Raw genomic sequence first — 20,703 nt, 5'->3', positions numbered from 1 at the left:
ATTTCTTTTTCTAATTTGAAAGTTGAAAAATAAAAAAGATAATAGATTTTTTTAAAAAATATTTATTTTAATTTTGAGCTTACGTATGTAAGTTTTCCACCAGCTAAGATTATCTCTCTGTCTCGCTCAGAAAGATCATAAGTGACAGGAATCTCAATATTTTGAGTAAGATTTTTCACGATAATAGGCTTTGTACCTTCTTTTAATGCTGTAGCAATACCTAAAATTGCCAATTTATCTCCTTGATTAATTTTATTATAATCTTCTGGATTTTCAAAAGTTAATGGAACTATTCCAAAATTTACTAAATTATCTCTATGAATTCGAGCAAAAGATTTCGCTATTTTAAATTTAATACCTAAATACATAGGAGCCAAAGCAGCATGTTCACGACTTGATCCTTGACCATAATTTTCTGCAGCAATAATTGCACCACCTTTATTCTCTTTTGCCTTCATTGCTCGCCCATAAAAATCTGGATCAATCTGTTCAAAAACATGTTTACTGATTTCTGGCAAATTCGAGCGTAATGGTAGTATTTTTGCACCTGCAGGCATTATATGATCAGTTGTAATATTATCTTCCACCTTCATTACTACTTCAATTTCTTCAAAATTTTCTGGAAGTGGTTCAAATTCGGGTAAAGGTGCAATATTTGGACCTCTAATAATTTCAACTTCTGATCCATCTTTTGGTGGTTCTAAAATCATGGAATCATCAATATGGATTTCATCAGGAAAAGAAAATACTGGATAAGGTCCTAATTTTTTTGGATCAGTAAATTCTCCAAAAATAGCTGCCGCAACAGCTACTTCAGGACTACTTAGATAAGCATTAGCTGTTTTATTTCCAGTTCGTCCAAAGAAATTTCTATTAAAAGTTCTTACCACAGTAGCATTGGTTTTTGGAGCAAATCCCATTCCTATACAAGGTCCGCAAGCAGATTCTAAAATTCGAGCTCCAGATGAGACAATATTTGCCAAAGCACCATCATGAGCTATCTGTTCTAAAACTTGTCGTGATCCTGGTGCAATTCCCAAGACTGTATGTGGTGCAATTTTTTTACCTTTCAATAATGCAGCAACTGTCTCTAAATCTTTTAATGAAGAATTTGTACAAGACCCAATCGCAACTTGATCAACTTTCATTCCTATTAATTCTGATAATGGAACGACATTTCCAGGTGAATGAGGTTTTGCTACCAAAGGTTCAATTTTAGATAAATCGATTTCAATAATTTCATCATAATCTTCTTCTGAACCAGCTGGGATTTCAACCCATTGTTCTTCTCGACCTTCTAACTTTAAAAATTGATGAGTTATTTCATCACTTGGAAAGATGGAAGTCGTTGCACCTGTTTCAGCACCCATATTTGTAATAGTTGCTCTTTCAGGTACGCTTAAAGTCTTTATTCCAGGACCAAAATATTCGAGTATTTTACCTACTCCTCCTTTGACACTAATTCTGCGTAAAACTTCTAAAATAACATCTTTGGCAGTTACGTATTCTTGAAGTTGGCCTGTTAGCTTAATTCCAACTATTTTGGGTGTTTTAAGGTAAAATAAACCGCCTCCCATTGCAACAGCAACGTCTAATCCACCTACTCCTATTGCAATTTGACCCATTCCTCCTGCAGTTGGTGTGTGGGAATCAGACCCGACCAGTGTTTTACCAGGTCGTGCAAAACGTTCTAAAAAGACTTGGTGGCAAATTCCATTTCCAGGTCTAGAAAATTTAATGCCAAATTTGGCAGCAACAGATTGTAAATAACGATGGTCATCTGGATTTTTAAAATCAGTTTGTAAGGTATTATGATCAACAAATGAAACAGATAATTCAGTTTTAACGCGATCTAATTTCATAGCTTCAAATTGCAGATAAGCCATAGTTCCAGTTGCGTCCTGTGTTAACGTTTGATCAATTTTAATACCTATTTCTTTCCCAATTTCAAAAATTCCTTCAACCATATGATCTTGAAGAATTTTTTTCGCGATTGAGCCCATTTTTTTTGATCATCTCAAAAATTGAAAATGTAGGGCAATGGTCCCTACTTGATAGAATATAACATATATCTATTTTTAAAATTTACTTACGAACATACCACAATCCCAAAATACCAGATGAAAATTCAGAATTATGTTAAAAACTGATCTATTTTTTGCTCAATTATTTTGATTTTTGAGTTGATGTATCCGATCGTGTTTTAATCAAAAACTAAATTTAACCAAAATTCTGAAAAAAAAGGATTGTAATCAAAATAATGTTTAAAATATTAAAAAAAAATATACCTCTAGATGAAAAAAGTCGAATATTATAAAAAATATTTTTAGCAAGATTATGAAAAAAAAATAACTAATCTAATGTCTTATTTTCGAAAAAATTTCCTTTTTCCTTTAGTTTTAGGCATTTTTTTAGCAATGTCTTGGTTGAATAAATTATCCAGATAAAAATTTACATGAAATCTGTGATACAAAATTTGAGCAATTAAATGAAGACCATATTCTGAAATTTGATTTTGAAATTCCCTTTCTGCGGCTGATTTTAAATCTTCAATGTAAATTAATTTTGGTTTGTATTCATTAATTTTTCCTAATTTACGATAATATCGTCTATCTAACCTCTCCCATTCTTTGAAAATTTCGTTAATCTTATTTGCGTACTTAAAAAGTGTTTCTAAAGCATCCCTCATTACTTCAATTTGCATTTCAGGGTCTAAAATATCAAGTGCTTTTTCAATCAGTTCTTTTTCAAAATTAAAGGGTATAGATTCCCAAGAAATGTTTTTAACTTTATTTTCTGTGGTAATAACTAAGGCTTGATCCGTTTTTCCAATTAATTGGGTTTCATCTTGCATTTCGCTGAAGAGAAACGGATTTTTAATTTCACTTGGTAGAATTTGATTGAAAAAATGATTTAAAAACATTGCTTGATTAATAGATGAATCCTGATGTGCTAATATTATTATAGGAGTTTCGATGATTACAGCATGAAAAAGTAACAGAGTTATTTCTTCTCCATATTTTTCAAGAATCTGTGATAATGTTAATTTCTGTGTTTTTCGATTTATTTTTTTTGTTATATCTGCGATCATATCAATAATTTCATAGCCCACGATTTTTAATGACGGTGAAATAAATGCAACAAATGAATGCTCACAACAAACTCCAGAATCAATTTGCACTTTTTTCAAAGAATTGGAATTTTTTTCAAAAATGAAGCGGGGAAGTTTTACTTTCTTTGGTGTATGACATGTAGGGCATTCTAAATTTAACCATATTTCTTCGCTCATTTGATTTTCACATCTTTAGTTATTAATATTTAGATTCTTAAAAATTGTGGTACTTTTTAGTAGTTATCATTGTTATCAAAAAAATACTCTGAATTTCATATTAAATATCGATGTAAATAATACTTTTTATCAGATGTAATTTTTTTACAAATTTAAAAAAATATAATTCAAAATTTTTTTAAATGGTCATAAGTATTTTTAAAAGATGATAAAAAATGAAGTTAAAGGAAATAATACATAATTGGAGTATTAAAAAACGTGTTTTAGTGTTACTAAGCTTTATATTCTCTTTTGCAACGCTAGCATTAGTAATATGGGTTGTTTTATTGCATCGAAATATGGATCTTTTCAAATGGAATCCAGCTCAAAATAAGATATTTATATTTATTTGCTTAATTGCTGGTTTAATTCCTATAGGATTCTTGACTGATTTTTTTATTCGAGCTGTTAAAGTAAAATCACCAAAAAAAATTCCAGGAAAATATATTTATGCTTTGGTCTTAATAGGAATAATTTTACCTAGTGCATATTTGGTCTATTTATCACCATACAAACATGTAGGAGATAAAGCGCCTGAATTGATGATTATTGATCAACCAGGATCCAGTGGATTTCCAAATTTAGCTGTTACATTTTATACCCAAAAAGGAACTATAAATTGGATAAGATATGGAACAACTACTGACATGACTAATCGAATAGATGAGAATAGCAAATCAAAGACTCATGCTTTTGTATTAGCTGATTTAGTTCCGAATACTCTCTATTTTTACCAAATAAATGGAGAAGGCACTATTTATAATTTTACATATTTTCCTTCAACCGTAGAGAATTTACGTTTTGGTATTAGTTCTGATGCTCATATTGGATTAGAAGAAGCTAATCGTACAGCTACGATTCATATTTTAGAACAAATGGTTAATCCTGCTAATCAATTTAGTGCGTTTTTCTGTTTGGGTGATATAGTTGATATGGGGAATGACGATTCAATGTATAAAGAACAAATAGATCTATTTTCTCAATTTACCACATTAATACCATATCGAAATGTAGTTGGAAATCACGATGCATGGTTTGGCGGTATTGAATTTTGGAAAGAATATTTCTATCCATCTGAGACACCTAATGATTCCAGTGATTCTCAATTATGGCATCAATTTGATTTTGGAACAAATATTCATATATTCACACTAGATTTAGAGTGGGGAACTGAGACATATACAAAAGAACAGCAAACATGGTTTGAAAATAAGCTTAAAGCACTTGATCCAGATGATTGGATAATCGTTATGAACCATGCATATTATTATGCATCCAGTACTGAATATCAAGGGGTCCCTTGGTATGATAATCCTGATATGATTAATACTTTTCAAGCGCTCTTCAAGCAATATGGAGTAGATATGGTTTTTTCCGGGCATGATCATCAAATGGAACACATTGATCAAGAAGGTGTGAATTATTTTATCGTCGGAGCGATGGGAGGTCCCCATGATCTTGATCCAACATATTATTCCCCAAATTCCATGTTTTTTGATAATACACATTTCGGATTTGCTGATGTGCAATTCAACAATGGAAATGTAACTGTCTCTTTTAGAACTCCTGAAAATGTTCTTCTTTATAATGTAACTATTTCTAAATAGTTACTATTTTTTATTTTCTTTTATAATTACAGTGCGAATAAGTTTATTTTCAAAAATGGGTCATGGAATTATACTTTGAAGTATTATAAAAAATAGAATTTGATAAAAGAATTTTTATTTTCTAAGAAATGGTTGTGACAATTTTTTCTGATCAAGTACGATTAAGTTTGATCAAAAAAATTTTAACTGCGAATAAGTATAAATTGAATCAAAAGCAAAAATTCCCGTTGCATGTAGTATTGGTGTACTGCAAATGTAATATTATAGAATTTTTGACGTTGTAGTGCCCCCTAAATATAGAAGAAGAGAATTTGTTAGAAAATTAATGATAAATATGCTTGATCACGCAAAAAGTCATCATGCCATTCAGCATTTCTCCAAATTGTTAAGAATAACAATGTAGCATGGAATCTCTATGCAGATCTTGGATTTAATGAAATCTATGAATATTTGTAACATAAAGGTGATAGATGAAAAAAGATGAAAAAAGATGAAAAATAAGATGTATAATATAATGATGAAGTTCTGTTATTTCGATTAATTCATTTTATTCTTTTTCTCTTTCCCAATCAAAATCAATAAGTACATATTTATTAGTATAGAAATAAACACCAATTAAAATTATACTAACTACAGGACCCCATATAATATTTCCAATTTTGAAGGTTCTATCTCCGATTGTCATATTTCCAAATAAATATAGTTCACCAAGTAAAAAGACACCGAATGCTTGAAATAGATTAAGTATAATGCTCGGATATCCTACATATAAACCTGCTTTTTGAACTTTCGTTTGTCGTTCATCATCTTCTGCTAGATCTGCATACATAATATATGGGAAGAGATACCAACCCCCGATTACAAAAGCATAACTTCCAACTAGAATTAATCCTAGAAATAGAGTGTTATTTACAGGAATCAATCCTATTAAGGAGAGTGGCATAAAAATGATTCCAAATAAGAAAACTCGTTTAATACTTTTGGTTTTTCCATGAATTGAAATTGATCGTTTCCAATAACCTAAAAAGAACATGATTCCAAGAACCAAACAACCAGAAACAATTATTTTTTGAGTTGTATCTAGAAAGAGAACTTCTTCTAAATATTTCAGAATTACTGTTCCCGCCATTACCCAGCCAATCGAGGCAAATCCTTGCATGAAAACAACAAGTTGATATCTTTTATTTTTCAATACAACTTTAAAATTCTCAATTAAATTCGGTTTTTCAACTTTACGAGGCTCAGTCGGCATAAAAATTGCACTAAAATATATACTAATAAGAAAAATTATTCCGAAGCTAATTACTCCCCAAAAATAAGTAGGAGGAATGTTATTTGGATCTTCAGCAATTTTGTCATTAAAATCAGTTAAAATTAACAAAGCAAAAAGAGTTTGAATGATTTGTCCAGTTATATTAAAAATATTTTGAATTTGAGAACATTTTGGGCGATCATTAACATTAAATTGCTCTGCCATCCACGCTTGGTAAGGAGTTGTAACAGCGTACGAGATTTCAAATATAGTATTCCAAAGAAAAAGCCATCCTAAAAGTAATTGCTCTGATGGATTATCTAAAAATAATTGGGGAATTAAAAGACAAATAAAAGAAATTACCAATACAGGTGCAAGTAAAAAAACATAAGGTTTTCGACCACCAATTTTCTTAATATAGGTAACATCACTGATCCAGCCAAAAAACGGTTGAGAAATTGCAATTGCGATATATCCAATTGAAATTCGGATAGAAACCTTCGTTTCATCAAGACCAAAACCAGTAGTGTATAAAGCAAATAAGGCAAAACCAATTAATCCTAATAGAAGAGAGGATCCAATGCGTGGGAATGCAAATAGAAGCATTTTTTTTGTGGATGAATCAGGAATTTTATTTTCTAATTCAGTAAAATTATTTGATTCCATGTTTTTATAATTAGATCAATTAATTATAAAAAAGTTAATAAAAAATGCTAAAAATATGATTATGCTAAAAAAAATCAATATTGTGGATTAATTTGATGAATTTCCTGCATTTTTATTAATATGAAGTCACACCACATCTATATATTAATCAAGAATGTAATCAGATCGTTTCAAAATTTCCTACTAAAGAAATGAGTTGAAACTTATTCGCACTATTTGGTACAAATTAATTTATATTTAAAGCAATTTAATTATTCAATTTTTTGAAAATTTGTTGGGCATGCTTCATTTCTTGCTTAATTTCATCATCACTTGGTTGGGGGGCGGTTATTTGTTCTCTTTGACAAAATTCCATCATCTCATATATGGAAACATTTGCCAAAGATGCAGCTTCTGCCATACTCACTATTCCTTTTCTATATTTTTCTGCAGATTCTTTCATCTTATATTCTTGAATTTGTTGTATAAGGAATTTTCTTATAAGCGATGATCGATCAATATGTTCTTTTTTTGATATTTCATTCAATATTTTAATTTCTTTCTCCTTCATACGCGTAGAAATTACGTTAGCCATTAATCATTTTCTCCTGTATTTTGTATTAACTCTTTTAAATAATAATATTCTTTTACAGAAATTGCATGAACTTCTTCAAGGTTTAAAAGCACTGATAATAGCATTTCTGCATTTATTTCTTTAGTTTTGAACTTCTGAAAAAAAAATTGTTCAATTTTCATAACATATATTATGTGCTGACGAAATTTCTTGTAGGCTCTTCTATCTGCTGTAATAGTTATCCCTGATTCTTTACCCAAAACAAAACAACTTGTTTCACCTGGGTCTCGAAATAAATATAAATCATTAGAAATATCAATTGGAATTATAGGAATTTTATATTATTTCAATATTAATTCTGCTTTTTCAGCATCAGGATAATGAAATTCCTTTCCTTGTATTACAACCTCTGTATATACATTAGTATCTATGACAATAGGATATTAGACAAGATTGGCAAAATTTTCAAATTAATTTGCTTGAACCAATAAAATTAATGAACAAGCATCCAATATCCATCTCACAATAAATATATACAATTATAATTAAAAAAATATATTGCTCGTATACGTGTAAAAATAATAAAAAAAGCCTAATCATCAACAACTAAATTGAGATCTTAATTAGAAAAAATAATGAAATGCTGTGGGATATTCAAGCACAATTTCAATCAGAATTGTTGGTTGAAGATGAAACAAGGAGTGAGCTTTCAAGATTTTTCACCACTTATCAGCTGTAGAAGAATCAAAAAGCCTGGATAAGATACTTGATTAAAGATTATAAATAGAGGTGGAATATAGAAACGGGGTGCGAATAAGTTTTCAATGTTAAGATGCATCTATTTTTCAACTAGATCGCATAAATTGACTAAAAATTATTTGATATTTTTGCCAGTGCATTCTTTTATAAATTGTAGCTATGATAGAGAGTTGTTAGTATAAAAAAGGGATAACACAAGAGAGATTATACTCTTAATGAGTTTAAATGGTATGTTACAAAGCAAATCAGTATGATTTTTTATGAATAATCTTATGATGATTCAATCTTTAATATTAAATTCAAAAAATGGTATGAGTATAAAGAAAAAAAACCTTAAAGGTTTAAAAAAAAAGAAAGGTTCATGTTAAGAACCCTCTATTTACAAAATAAAAAATGTTGTGATTGTTATTGTTGAAAGGTGGGATTGGATGTATGTTTTTTGTTTAGGTTGTGATTCTTTGCTAATTAAAAAGAAAAATTATTAATAAGCATTAATTGAAAATAATTTGTGTAATTAATATAATCCAAAATCATAAGATCAATACAACTATATAAATATTCAGCAAATTAATTAAAATTAGCCCAATATTGAAATAGAATATGATATTTGTGTGTAGATTAGTTCAAAAAAAGATTTTTTTAAAATTCAAAATAAGTAAAATAGTTTCATTTTATTATAATTTGAGTCTAAAAAGTAAGTTTTTGGCACATATTTACTATTAAAATGCGCTTTTATGGGAAACTTTAAGAATGAATTCATGTTCATGTAAGTTAAATATTCACTGACACACTTGACATATTCTTTTTAGAATAAAATGAATAATATTATGGAGCTTTTATTATAATGTCCGATATTAAAAACCTAACTCCAAATGAAGAGCGAGTATTGTACGGGATCGTCCAGTTTCCTGAAAAAAATGATAAGGAATTAGCTGCATTACTCCAGATGAAAGATTCAACCTTAACCTCTATAAAAAAAAGACTAGAGCAAAATAATTTTTTTTCTTACCATTTTATTCCGCAATTAAATCGTTTGGGTGTTGAGCTTTTAGGAATTATTTTTACTTCGTTCAATCCAACCATTGATTTTGAAGAACGAGTGAAAATTACCAAAGATAAGATTGAGAGTGCTCAAGAAATATTCTATTCCGTTGGTGCTCCTGAAATGGGATTTTCATTAAGTTTTACTCAAAATTATAGTAATTTTTGTGCAATAAACGAAAAAAGAACTGAAACATTTGGTGAAAAAGGATTATTGGAAAAAGAATTTCCCCGAGAAGTTATTTTTCCCTTTAAAATTAGTTCCATTGATGAATTTTTTGACTATTCACGTTTATTTTATTATCATTTTTCACATTCTTTAAATGGAATTAAACTTCAACCATCAGTTACTAAACCATGGTTTAGTCCACAACCACAAACTACTTTAAATGAAAAAGAGAAAAAAGTCTTTATTGCTTTAATTGAAAATCCTAAAGCAACCATGCAAGAAATAGGAGAAAAAGTAGATCTTTCCCGACATACTGTTGCTCGCATGAAAAAAAAATTCTTTAGTGAAGATCTAATTCGAATTAAAATTATTCCAAATTTAAAAAAAATTGGTTTTAAATTATTAGTTTTTTATCACCTAAAATTTAGTCCAACAGCAAAAATAAATAAAGAAATCATACAACAGTTAAATTCTCCTTCAACTCTTTTCTGTGCACATCGGAAATTTACTGCTGTAATAATAAGTGCTTATCCTGAGTATTCTGCATATAAAGAGGATAAAGTTAGAAAATTAACGTTTTTGAAAGAAAATAATATATTAAATTATACTCCTTCCCCTCGAAAATATGTATTTGATCAGATGCAGGTTATTAAAGATTTTACTTTCTATGATATAACAAAAAAGATTCTTGGATTTCCTTTAGATTAATTAATTTAGACGATCAATTAAATCAGATGTATAAGATATCCAAAGTTTGATATATGATCGAAATTCATCCATGCTTTTAAATTCAACTTCAATCAGATTAAAATCTGCAGGTAATACCTTAATATTTGGGTTCACTCGAAAGAATCCTTTTTTTATAATTTCAAAAAGATACTCAGAATTATTCATATTGCATTCAATTTTGAAAATTAAGTTTAATTTTTTTGTTTTTTGATTAGATTGAATTTGTTCAATTGAAGTTAATAGTTTTTCGAAGTTTTTATTAATAATTGGAGGATTTTCTTGAACATCCTTTAATTTACGAGAAATAATTTCTGAATCAGCAATTTTTTCGAAAATATTTTGATAGCGTGCGATAAAAAGAAAACCTTCTTCAATTCCTTCAATATAAAAGGGAATTTGATTCGCATGATAAAGATTATTCAAATAATCAAAATGTTTATGAACACCTTTGAAAATAATGGGAAAATTACTTGAAATTTTAAGTACTATAGGTTCTTCTACTTTATTTCCCTCATTCATTGTTTACCCTCTTTCATTTAGGGTTATCTCGCTCAGCTTAAAAAACTTTTGGGAATTATAATTTTAATTTAAAAAATTTTTTTGATAATAATGATGTAAATAATTGTGATCTAATTTATTCTTAGCCTCCACCAAACATATGTAAGGCTAACACATCATCACCGTCTTCAATTAGTGTTTTTTCATATTCTTCTGGAGGTATATAGATATTATTAATTTTTACTACAATTTCTGGGAATGTATAACGTTTTAATTCCAAAAGCTTTTTGACTGTCAAACCTTCAAACCATTCAAAATCTCTATTATTAACTTGAATCATTTTATTCTCAAATAATGAAATAATTGAAAATTCATAATTTTTACCACAATATCCTAAAATCAGATTAATAATTTTTTAAATAAAAAAAAACTTATTCGCACCAGAATAGAAAAAAGAATCAAAAAAGAATCAAAAAAGTAACAATAAAAGAACATAAATTGAAATCATTGTAATGGTTTAATGATTTCAATTAATTCAGGTAAATCCATCCCAATCTTTCGTAAATGTTCAATTGTAGGAACTCCATTCTTATTCCAACCACGGCGTTCATAAACTGCATCCATCAATTTTTCATATTGTTCAAGTCGGTATTTTCTAACAATAGCAACTTTTTCCGCAATCGATTTTCCCGTTGGATCAATACCAATCAGTTCTTTCATTTGTTTATCGTATCTTTCTTCCCGAGATTTATATTCTTCTTCAGTAACAGGTCCTACTGCACGATACGGAACTGCATCGTGTTCTCTAAGTCCTTTTCCTAAACGAATATTAAAAATACGTTGAAAATTATAGACGCGTTCTGATTGCAAAATTAATTTTTCCGGTGTTAATTTCTCACCTGTCACTCCCTCATATATCCAGCAATAATTCTCTACATGCTCAGGAACTTTTGCTGCCTCAGTAGGAGGATAATTCTTATTACTTGGGGGGGTTATATCGTTCCATGGTAATTTGCACAATCCAACTAACCCAAACCATGTACGAAACATGGGAAAATAATGTAAAGCTTCAGCTTTATCCTCAAAACTTGGTATTTGGTTGTTTACTTGATCCATAAAAATCAACCATGCTTCGTCATGTTGAGGGCCCTTATTTGTAAAACCATATCCTCCTTGTTGAGCGAGAGATTCTTTACTTTGATATTCAGAATATTCCAATCCTTTCTGTTCCATACCAATATCGTTAACGAAATTTGGATCAGCTCCATATTTTTCAATAAACAACTTTTTCATTCTAAGAATCCCTTGACCAATTACAACACCAAAACCTTCGCCTCGAGCCATTTGATGCAAAACCTCTAAAACTGCAGCGCTGTTTCCGAATTTAAGTTCAATTCCACCTGTTATTTCAGAATTAAGTACACCATTTTCGTAACATTCCATTGCAAATGCAGTGCTGGTGGCAAATGAAATAATATCAATACCGTATGTATCACAGTAGAAATTAGCTTCTAAAATAAACTGAGGATCAAAACAGCCTAAATTTGCACCTAATCCTGCAGCGTTTTCATATTCTGGCCCATCAACTGTAACCTTTTGACCTGCATAAGGACCAGTTTTTAATTCAAATTTATCTGCAGCTTTAGAACAAGCCATTGAACACCCGTACCAGCATCCATCAGGCAATCCTTGAGTCAAATAATTGTCCCGAAACACATTGGAGTAAATTTTTTTTGCATCTGGATGGCCTCCAAATTTAAAGTTGTGAGTGGGGAGTAAATCATATTCATCCATAATTTCAATAATATTTGCAGTTCCGACTTGGCGCATTCGATTTTGTTTATCATCATATTGTTGAATTTCACGATGCAATCGTAATCCTGCCTTGTTAATTAATGCTTTGTTTACGGGATTGTTCAGATTTCCTTTAGTTGCTTTATTTTTGATTACAATTGCTTTAATCTTTTTATCTCGAAACACACGGCCAATTCCACCCCGTCCTGCTTGTTTTACCCTAACAACTTTTCGACGAGGATCGTAAAATGAAAAATTCAACATTCCCATTCGAACAAATTCTGCCGCTTTTCCAGATGAAACGACAGAAATATTTCTTTTATCATATTCATCATCAGCGTACATTTCGGTTAGCTGTTCCGCCAATACATGACTATCAATTGCTTCTAAAGGAGCCTCTTCAATTTTTATTGATCCAGTTGTTCCATCAATGAAAATAATTATATCTTTTTTGGCTTTTCCTTGAATTTCGAGCGCATCCCAGCCAGCAAATTTCAGAAAAGGGCCAAAATAACCACCTACATTGCTATCTATGACAATATCTGTTAATGGTGAGATAGATACAAGTAAAGATTTACCAGCACCTGGATATTGAGTAATTCCACAAATTGGTCCCGTTCCGATAACAATTTCATTTTCAGGATCATGCCATTTTGTTGTACTTTTTACTGCTTTCCATAACAAGTATAACCCAAATCCTCTCCCTCCAATGAATTTTTCCTTCATTTCTGTGGTTACATCTTTTGATTCAATAACATTATTAGAAATGTTAATGTAAAGTGTTCGATTACAGTATCCTTTTTCAATTTGTTTTAATTCATATTTCCATTCTTTTAACAAAATTCTGGCTTCTTTAAGTTTTTTAATACTTTCATTCTCCATATTTTTTACACCTTTGCGCGTTTAATTCTTGATTTATTTCTTATTTTGACTGTTAATTGATAAATTTTGCCAATTAGGCATCTTCTGGAATATTTTTAATATATAATGCTTCTGTTGGACAGTTTTTTACACAAATTCCACAAGCTACACATTTAAACGGTTCTTGTAAATCATCATGAAAAAATAAGGCATTTTCAGGACAAACTGATACACAAATGAAGCAACCTACGCATTTCTTTTTGAGAATTCTGACAACTCCATTTTTGGCTCGAGTTATTGCTTGAGTGGGACATGCATCAATACAAGCACCGCATTGAGTACATGTTATAATATGATGCGGATCTGAATCATTACTTGCTTCAATGATACGTAATGCTGCTTTCAAAGGGTTTGCTTCCTTGAAATAAAGATTACTGCATGCTTCTTCACATGAATGGCATGCTACACAATTTTCTTCAATCTTAGCTAATAATCTCATCTTGAGAAAACCTCCACGAATGTTTGAGGTAATATGTTCTTCTTCAAAAAGATTTTTGTCACACAACAGAAATTCTCGATAAAGTGCGAATAAGATTGTTTATTATAACGAATTCAGAAAATTGATTTCTTCTAAATAATTTTGATCATTCCAATTATCTTTTTTCATTATTATTTTTTAAAATGTATAAATAATTGATCATATTCCAAAATTTCTAATATCAGTGCGCTTTTTACTAAATCAGCTTAAAATAGACGGCTGTATTAATAGCTAAATAATTGCAAATATGAGGATGTTTAATGGAAAATTCAAATAATAATGATCTGCCTATCCAAGAAAATTCAAGTGATGGGGAGAAAAAAATGAATAGTTTTGATAAAAAAGAAGAAAAAAGCAAAGAACCTCCAAAGGATCCAACCAATCTCAATTTTCAAGAAATATTAGAAAAAGAATTAGGAATCATCAAAGTTTACGACTATGCCATTAATAATGCATTGGATTTAATTTTTCAACCTAAATTGATTGAAAAATATGAACAAGAACTAATTATTCCATTAATTGGTGGAGAAACTGAACCCGAAACTGCTGATGGAGGGCGATTGTTTCTTCGAGAAGAATTTGAACGAATTCAAGTAGGAGAAAAGGTAAAAACAATAATTAAATCCGCAGAAGAAATTGCTAAAAAGCACGGAGTAAAAACTCATGTTAATAAACAAATTGGAACATTTAGTATAATTCTAATGGTTATTTCAATGGCACTGTATTTCATACTCGGAACAATTTTTGGACAAGAAAGCAGTAAAACTTGGGTAATTCCAATTTTTCTATTAATGTGTATTGGACCACAATTTTTACGCTCTTGGTTAACTAAACGTTTTGAAAAATTTAAAAACACTTATAATTCTGAAATATTTGAAATTCAGAGTGAAAATATACAGGATGTTCGTATTTTCATTCAAGATATCATTGATGATGTAAGAGATCGGTTAATTTCGAACAATGTAGCTTTAGAAAAGATTCAATTTGTTTTATTTTCTGATGGATATACAAACGTGAGTTTTGTTCGGAATCAAGGCGGAACTCGAGGATCACCTCTTAGAGCTGTTTACCAATTTGAATATCCTGAAGGAATGGGCCCAGCCACATCACACCAATATGGTATTAGCGGGATTCCAGAGGATGATGAGAATGACCTTTTTATTTTTCTTAAAAATGCGAAATTTGATGAAGAAGGACGATTAAATGAATTTAAACAAGTATTTCCTGCAAAAAGCGATTATAGATTACCTGAAGCACTTTTAAATGCTTCAGAATTTTCCACAGTTGATCAACCTGATTTGGTTATTCCTGATTTTCACACATTTGATAAAATACGATGTGAATGTGATAAATCAATCCAGTTAAAATCAATGAAATCAAGTCAATCTACTTTACATGATAATTTTGAGTTCTACTTGTTAATTGGTGAAAATTGTCCAAAATGTAAGAAAAACCCTTACATTCTTTTAAATTCTCCAGGAAATGAATCTATTCCTAGTGGATTGAAAAATATTTTTGGTGAAGATTAAGATTTTTATATTTTTTTTTCACTTGTTATGAAAGGTTAATTTTTGAAAAAAGATTTCACTTAAACTTATTCGCACCTTCTTAATTTTACTTTTTTATCAATATGTTATCTTTATTATTAAAAAAGAAGAATTTTAATACTCTTTTTTTTACAAATGTGAGTCAGAATTACGTCGATTTTTGTTTCCTTGTAGTAATTTGGGTTATTATTTTGTAAAATTAATCTTTTATATACTAATTTTTCTTTTAAAATTCATAGTAGGAATAAAGATAGAAAAAAAAGTAATTTAAAGTGCAGTGCGAATAAGTTTTATTGATTCTCCATGAATTATTTTATTTTTTATTTTCTTCATCTCTTTTTATCTGATAATAATCTAATAAAACCCTTAAAGCTCGAATTCCTCTCTCTACTTCATTGATAAATACAGGAATATGTAATTCGTTTCCTATTTGAATAATCCGTTGGGCACCTTCATGTTCTGCTTGAATTAAAATTGTGATGATAGGTTTATCAGGATAATGCTGTTGTATTGTTTCAAAAATGCCAAAATCAAATTCAATTTCAGTAAAAAATTCTAATGCCAAAAATAACGAGCCTACATTAGGATCTTGAAGCAATGATTTACTAGCATCAAAATAAACTTTGCATACTTGAGTACCTACAAATTCTTTTGGTGGCCAATAATCAACTGGATTACCTAAATCACAAGTTGAACCACCAATATGTGATAGAATAAAATCACGACTTTTAGGTTGTAATGAAGCCAAATGGATGGATTGTTGTCGCATTTCAGCTATAAGAAGATTAATTGCTCCAGAAGATGGCCCTATTATTCCAACGTGATCATTTTTTGGAGGAGGACACCACATAAATACTTTAGCATATTCAAAAAGCTCAATGTAATTTGACACAGCTATCGCGCCTGCATCTTGAAGTGCAAATGCTTGCTTAGGATCTTTCCCAACATATTTAAATAATACTGGCTTTAGACCTCGAAAATTACGAACTGTATTGACTAATTCTTCATTTATTTTTTTTAAATATAGTGTGATTACCTGTGTTTCTGGATCTTCAAATAAAAATTCTAACATTAAAGCTTCAGTAATTTGGATTTGTTTACCGATATGGAAAACTTTCGCAAAAGGAACAGGTTGTGGAAGATTCCACCATCCACATGCTCCTGAGAGTCCTCCACTTTGAGCTAAGAAACTTACACCACTATTCCATTGGTTTTTTTTAGTCATTTGTAAAATATGAGAGCGAATTGGAATAATAGAAGAAGTGAACCCTGAAAAAAAATCAATAATACCAATCATAGATGGCCCAAGTATTTTCATTTTGTACTTAGTGAAGATCGCTTTGATATTGCTAGAAATTGCTTTATACTCTTGATCAGTTGTAATGTAGGTCAGATCAGTCTGTAACAAAATATAACGAATCCCAATAAGGCCTAATTTTTCTAAAATTTCAAGTAAATCATGTCGAGTTAAAATAATTGCTAGTTCAGGAATTGGTTTGACATTTTTAAGCTGCTCAACATTTGACAGCGTAGGAATACCCATGATATTTTCTGTAAAGGGATGAACTATGGCAATATGTGCTTTGTAACGCGCCTCAAGTAAATTCTTTAATACAATCCCGTTAGCAGTATATTCATTACGTGAAGTACCGATTATTACAATGGATTTAGGAGCAAAGAAAGGAAATAAATCTTTATATATTCCCATAAGAAAAATTAGGTTTTATTTCATAAAAAATCTAATAAAAAAAGAAAAATTACGTGATACAGCCGATTTATACTCTTACAAACTTACTTACGTGGGGTAATGGAATTCGAGGAATCATATCTGGTTCACGTGCATCCAAAATCACGATTTTTGTAGTTGTACATAGTTTCTTATCTGCTATCTGAAAAGCACGTTTCACCTGCTCCACGTGCCTCATCGCACAACCACATTCCATAATTATATCACCTGCCCGTGTTCGAGCACATTTACCTACAGGTCTACCAAAACCATTCCTCATCCCGGAAGATAACCTGTCAGCTCCTGCAAAGCTCATCATGGCATGCTCACGATATGTTGTATGAGGATGCTTGCGAATTTTTAAATGAAAATTAGCCCGCCCGATTTTTTTCTGAAGACGGCGGTTAATGGAGGTACGCACAGCTTCAAGAGCGAAATGGCTGATATTAATATTATGGTCGGAAATCATTCCGATTTTAACATCCCAATCAAGTTGTTTACGATTGCCTATATCGAACAGTGTAATTTTCGAGTCCGCGCCCCCTCGCACAAATTCACGGCGGTGAGAACGACTCCGTTTTTTTTGATAACCTTTTACTTTAAATACAGAAAAGCATTTCCATCTGCGCTTAGCCATTAAAATCACAATTTTAATTATAATTAAATGAGTGAATGAAGCATATATTAAAATTTTTTTGAAAATAGGGGGGAAAATCAGCAAAAAATGAAAAAAATAAAATATAAAGAAGGGATAATGGCTATATATAATTTTTTAGTTGATGGCATATATTTTGAATAAAGTGATATATTTGTGCTTTTCTTTTTGAATTATATATTTTCGCCGTTTGAAATGATGTGCGAATAAGTTTGAGTCAATTTGATATACTTATCTTCGAATAAATTCGAAATAAAAATAAGTTCATTCTGTTTGGAATAATTTCAGCTAGCAGCAAACTTATTCGCACATAATTTTGAGCCATTTTTTTACATATAATAAAAAAAAGAAATTTCTCAAGAATTTTTCAAAGATAAAGACAGTAGATTAAAGAAAAAAGATGAATATTTTTTTTTCCTTTTTTAAAAATTCATCAGATTAAGTTTATTTCGATTTATTTAGATTTAATTTATTTCAATTTATTTCAATTTATTTCAATTTTTAGTGCTTTTTACTCCTTTTAGATGCTTATTGACAATACTTATCATCAATAATGAAATGGATACGAATCCTATGAGAAGAATATCTATAGAATACCCTGGAATATTGTTAAAATCATAAAATGGATTATCATCTGTTGTAGGTTGAGAATCTGTTGGTTCGTAATCAGGAGTGTGTTGTAATGTAATTGTTCCTTCTAATTGTGCTTCAGCTTCTAAATATCCATCAGAAACTATAACTTTTAAATAATAGTTTCCTTCTTCGTAATCATTCGTGTTAATTTGATAGACTTCTCTATCTAAGTTTTCAATAATTAGTATCCAATCGCTATTTGTGAGTCGAATGTAAACAGAGTAAACAAGTGGGTCATTATCTGCATCATTTCCATCCCATGAAAATGTTACTATACCTTGCAAGATTTCTCCCCCTGTTGGATAAATCAGCTCAACAGTTGGGGCATCATTTATATCCAAAATCCATGAATATCGAGCATAGCTCCAACTGTTGTGTTCATTTAGTGCCCAAATCTCCAAAACATGTATTCCTTCAATCTTTGGAATTAATTGAAATTCATTAGTTATATTTCCATTATCCCAGCAATATCGTGTAATTACTGGTGTTTGTGAAAATGATATATGGAAATCTTGGTTATCTGATATGATTGTATTATTAGTTGGATAATCCACGGTAATTGAAATTAATGGGTTAGCTACAATTAGATTAAGTGTAGTTAGGAGTGTATCTCCGAGATTGTCTTCAATGAAAACAGATAGGGTATGCATACCATCAAATAGGGGTGTGATCGGCCAACTTTTTGAATCGGAAATATTAACTGATTCAGCACTATCGTTATCCCACCAAAATAAGTAATTTCCAGTAGATCCACGAATATCCATCATAATAGGAACACCACTTTCTAAAACACTACCGTTATGTACTTCTAAAAAGTTGAGGGTCAAAGGATCATCTGTAATAAATGTATATTCTACAATTGTCCAGTGAGGTACAAAGTCTGCTGCCCAAATGGTAAGTGTGTGATTTCCATCACCAACTGGAAGCATGGGTGTTGTAGTGAAATTTTTTCCGTGATCCCACGAAAATTCTAATATGGAGACAGGTTCGGATATATTAAGTTCAACAATGGTTCCACTGAAATATCTTTCATATTCCACTAAATTAAGCAGTTCAATTACAGGTGGATAATCGTCAATTGTAAAAATAAATGTTGTAATGAGCGTTTTATTTAAATCAGAAATCGTTCTAATTGTCAGTGTATGAATTCCCTGACTTTTTGGCGTTGGAGGTAAAGTGAAGTTTTCCTGTTCTTCATCCCACTTGTAATAGACCTCTATTGGTGTTTTGCTGAAACTTATTTCGATCACTGTATCACTGGATATGTAATCATTATTTTGTAAACTGTTCTCTAAATAGGGATAAACTACACTATCATCTACTTCAAAAGCGAAAGTTGTAGTGTTGTGGTTTCCTGCAGTATCCCACACGTTGATTTTTAAGAAATGCCATCCATCACCTTCAGGAATATTTTGTAAAATAGTTGAATTGGGTTCGCCATCCCATGAATAGAAGACAATTTGCGGTGTTTCTGAAAAGATCAAAGAAGGCATAATACCGCTGGCTGTTCTCGAATTGTTATAAAGATTAAATTCACCTGAAAGGAAAATTGAAACTGGAGTGTTATCGAAAGAAATTGAATATTGAAGTTTATTGAAATTCCTGTGAATATCACTGGCTTCCACTATGAATAAATAGTTTCCATCAGCGAAGTCAGCAGTTTGTAATATATATTCAAATTCGATCGTTCCATTGAGCCAAAATTTTTGCTGTGTTATATTCTCTTCATAAAGGAGCGTGTTATTCAAATAAATCTTAACGTTCTCCATTCCCCGATTATCATTTGTAAAGACGTGAATCGAAACATTTTGACGATATGGAATTTCATTTTGTAATGCAGTTGATTCTATCTTCGGGGATATAATATCTTCAGGAATATCCAAGGGATTCAACGGATCGGAACCAAATTTGATTTCTTCTCCATCTCCATATCCATCCCCATCCGTGTCAGGATTATTAGAATCGGTTAGGTAAACCTGTTCTTCTGTAGAATCACTTAAACCATCTTGATCAAAATCATCTCCTACAAATATTGAGGTTTCATCGAGGAAAATCTGTCTGAAAATTACGTTTTGATCACAAATTCGAGAATGATCAGTTGCATTAAGTTTTTGAACTTCTAAAAACATTATTGTAATTTCAGAATGTTTAACATTCAAAATTCCAATAGTTGAATTATATTCAGAATTTCCACTCGAATCCTTAGTAAAGGTGGTATTTGTGTTTTCGACTGTTATAATCGGGGAATATGAGATATAATTGCGCTTGAAACATTCTATAGCAGTGTTTATTTCAGAATTTTTAAAATATACTTCACTATTTTCAGCGATAATGAGAGATTCTCTAA

14 protein-coding genes and 1 pseudogene are annotated in these 20,703 nt (G+C 30.4%); 3 read left to right on the top strand and 12 right to left on the bottom strand.

Features of this window, described 5'->3' with window-relative positions:
* Positions 1-62: 62 nt before the first annotated feature.
* Both ACXLDF_RS05340 and ACXLDF_RS05335 read right to left on the bottom strand, forming a co-directional pair.
* A complete protein-coding gene (locus ACXLDF_RS05340; RefSeq protein ID WP_457557462.1) occupies positions 63-2,003 on the bottom strand; it encodes an aconitate hydratase in 1,941 nt (646 codons plus the stop codon).
* Positions 2,004-2,365: 362 nt separating this feature from the next.
* The gene (locus ACXLDF_RS05335) at positions 2,366-3,289 is read right to left on the bottom strand and encodes a hypothetical protein (RefSeq protein WP_457557461.1); all 924 of its coding nucleotides are present in this window, start codon (positions 3,287-3,289) and stop codon (positions 2,366-2,368) included.
* 215 nt (positions 3,290-3,504) lie between these two features.
* Between ACXLDF_RS05335 and ACXLDF_RS05330 the strand changes: the two genes are divergently transcribed.
* Positions 3,505-4,935, top strand: a complete 1,431-nt coding sequence (locus ACXLDF_RS05330; protein ID WP_457557460.1) for a purple acid phosphatase family protein — start codon at positions 3,505-3,507, stop codon at positions 4,933-4,935.
* A 547-nt stretch (positions 4,936-5,482) separates the two neighbouring features.
* Here the strand turns inward: ACXLDF_RS05330 and ACXLDF_RS05325 are convergent.
* The 3 genes from ACXLDF_RS05325 to ACXLDF_RS05315 all read right to left on the bottom strand — a co-directional run bounded on the left by ACXLDF_RS05325 (position 5,483) and on the right by ACXLDF_RS05315 (position 7,666).
* On the bottom strand, positions 5,483-6,853 hold the full coding sequence (locus ACXLDF_RS05325; RefSeq protein WP_457557459.1) for an MFS transporter: 1,371 nt from the start codon (positions 6,851-6,853) through the stop codon (positions 5,483-5,485).
* A 247-nt stretch (positions 6,854-7,100) separates the two neighbouring features.
* On the bottom strand, positions 7,101-7,427 hold the full coding sequence (locus ACXLDF_RS05320; protein WP_457557458.1) for a UPF0175 family protein: 327 nt from the start codon (positions 7,425-7,427) through the stop codon (positions 7,101-7,103).
* The gene (locus ACXLDF_RS05315) at positions 7,427-7,666 is read right to left on the bottom strand and encodes a hypothetical protein (RefSeq protein WP_457557457.1); all 240 of its coding nucleotides are present in this window, start codon (positions 7,664-7,666) and stop codon (positions 7,427-7,429) included. The genes ACXLDF_RS05320 and ACXLDF_RS05315 overlap by 1 nt, the downstream gene beginning before the upstream one ends.
* A gap of 1,343 nt (positions 7,667-9,009) precedes the next feature.
* Between ACXLDF_RS05315 and ACXLDF_RS05310 the strand changes: the two genes are divergently transcribed.
* Complete coding sequence (locus tag ACXLDF_RS05310) at positions 9,010-10,083, top strand: winged helix-turn-helix transcriptional regulator (protein ID WP_457557456.1); 1,074 nt, start codon at positions 9,010-9,012, stop codon at positions 10,081-10,083.
* Here the strand turns inward: ACXLDF_RS05310 and ACXLDF_RS05305 are convergent, their stop codons facing one another.
* From ACXLDF_RS05305 to ACXLDF_RS05290, 4 genes are all read right to left on the bottom strand, one after another.
* Positions 10,084-10,623 carry a hypothetical protein gene (locus ACXLDF_RS05305; protein WP_457557455.1) on the bottom strand — a complete coding sequence of 180 codons (540 nt, stop codon included), beginning with the start codon at positions 10,621-10,623 and terminating at the stop codon, positions 10,084-10,086.
* A 121-nt stretch (positions 10,624-10,744) separates the two neighbouring features.
* Complete coding sequence (gene thiS, locus ACXLDF_RS05300; RefSeq protein ID WP_457557454.1) at positions 10,745-10,942, bottom strand: sulfur carrier protein ThiS; 198 nt, start codon at positions 10,940-10,942, stop codon at positions 10,745-10,747.
* 164 nt (positions 10,943-11,106) lie between these two features.
* Positions 11,107-13,278, bottom strand: coding sequence for an aldehyde ferredoxin oxidoreductase family protein (locus ACXLDF_RS05295; protein ID WP_457557453.1), 2,172 nt, complete (start codon positions 13,276-13,278; stop codon positions 11,107-11,109).
* 73 nt (positions 13,279-13,351) lie between these two features.
* Positions 13,352-13,822, bottom strand: a complete 471-nt coding sequence (locus tag ACXLDF_RS05290; RefSeq protein ID WP_457557452.1) for a 4Fe-4S binding protein — start codon at positions 13,820-13,822, stop codon at positions 13,352-13,354.
* 233 nt (positions 13,823-14,055) lie between these two features.
* On the opposite strand from ACXLDF_RS05290, the gene ACXLDF_RS05285 reads away from it, so the two are divergent.
* On the top strand, positions 14,056-15,324 hold the full coding sequence (locus tag ACXLDF_RS05285; RefSeq protein WP_457557451.1) for a hypothetical protein: 1,269 nt from the start codon (positions 14,056-14,058) through the stop codon (positions 15,322-15,324).
* Between the two features lie 331 nt (positions 15,325-15,655).
* Here the strand turns inward: ACXLDF_RS05285 and ACXLDF_RS05280 are convergent, their stop codons facing one another.
* The 3 genes and pseudogenes from ACXLDF_RS05280 to ACXLDF_RS05270 all read right to left on the bottom strand — a co-directional run.
* Positions 15,656-17,050, bottom strand: coding sequence for a CoA-binding protein (locus tag ACXLDF_RS05280; protein ID WP_457557450.1), 1,395 nt, complete (start codon positions 17,048-17,050; stop codon positions 15,656-15,658).
* 67 nt (positions 17,051-17,117) lie between these two features.
* Positions 17,118-17,789, bottom strand: a complete 672-nt coding sequence (locus ACXLDF_RS05275) for a 50S ribosomal protein L16 (protein ID WP_457557449.1) — start codon at positions 17,787-17,789, stop codon at positions 17,118-17,120.
* 428 nt (positions 17,790-18,217) lie between these two features.
* Positions 18,218-20,703 (bottom strand): annotated as a pseudogene (locus ACXLDF_RS05270) (hypothetical protein); the annotation flags it as partial.

This window comes from Candidatus Harpocratesius sp., from assembly GCF_054039255.1.
Note: the sequence above shows the minus strand (reverse complement) of the source record. Positions and strands in the feature narration are given on the sequence as shown.

Excerpts from the sequence above, each read along its gene's own strand:
- ACXLDF_RS05335 (WP_457557461.1), bottom strand. The coding sequence starts at position 3,289 with ATGAGCGAAGAAATATGGTTAAATTTAGAATGCCCTACATGTCATACA.
- ACXLDF_RS05310 (WP_457557456.1), top strand. The coding sequence starts at position 9,010 with ATGTCCGATATTAAAAACCTAACTCCAAATGAAGAGCGAGTATTGTAC.
- ACXLDF_RS05295 (WP_457557453.1), bottom strand. The coding sequence starts at position 13,278 with ATGGAGAATGAAAGTATTAAAAAACTTAAAGAAGCCAGAATTTTGTTA.
- ACXLDF_RS05320 (WP_457557458.1), bottom strand. The coding sequence starts at position 7,427 with ATGGCTAACGTAATTTCTACGCGTATGAAGGAGAAAGAAATTAAAATA.
- thiS (WP_457557454.1), bottom strand. The coding sequence starts at position 10,942 with ATGATTCAAGTTAATAATAGAGATTTTGAATGGTTTGAAGGTTTGACA.
- ACXLDF_RS05285 (WP_457557451.1), top strand. The coding sequence starts at position 14,056 with ATGGAAAATTCAAATAATAATGATCTGCCTATCCAAGAAAATTCAAGT.
- ACXLDF_RS05280 (WP_457557450.1), bottom strand. The coding sequence starts at position 17,050 with ATGGGAATATATAAAGATTTATTTCCTTTCTTTGCTCCTAAATCCATT.
- ACXLDF_RS05330 (WP_457557460.1), top strand. The coding sequence starts at position 3,505 with ATGAAGTTAAAGGAAATAATACATAATTGGAGTATTAAAAAACGTGTT.
- ACXLDF_RS05325 (WP_457557459.1), bottom strand. The coding sequence starts at position 6,853 with ATGGAATCAAATAATTTTACTGAATTAGAAAATAAAATTCCTGATTCA.
- ACXLDF_RS05305 (WP_457557455.1), bottom strand. The coding sequence starts at position 10,623 with ATGAATGAGGGAAATAAAGTAGAAGAACCTATAGTACTTAAAATTTCA.
- ACXLDF_RS05340 (WP_457557462.1), bottom strand. The coding sequence starts at position 2,003 with ATGGGCTCAATCGCGAAAAAAATTCTTCAAGATCATATGGTTGAAGGA.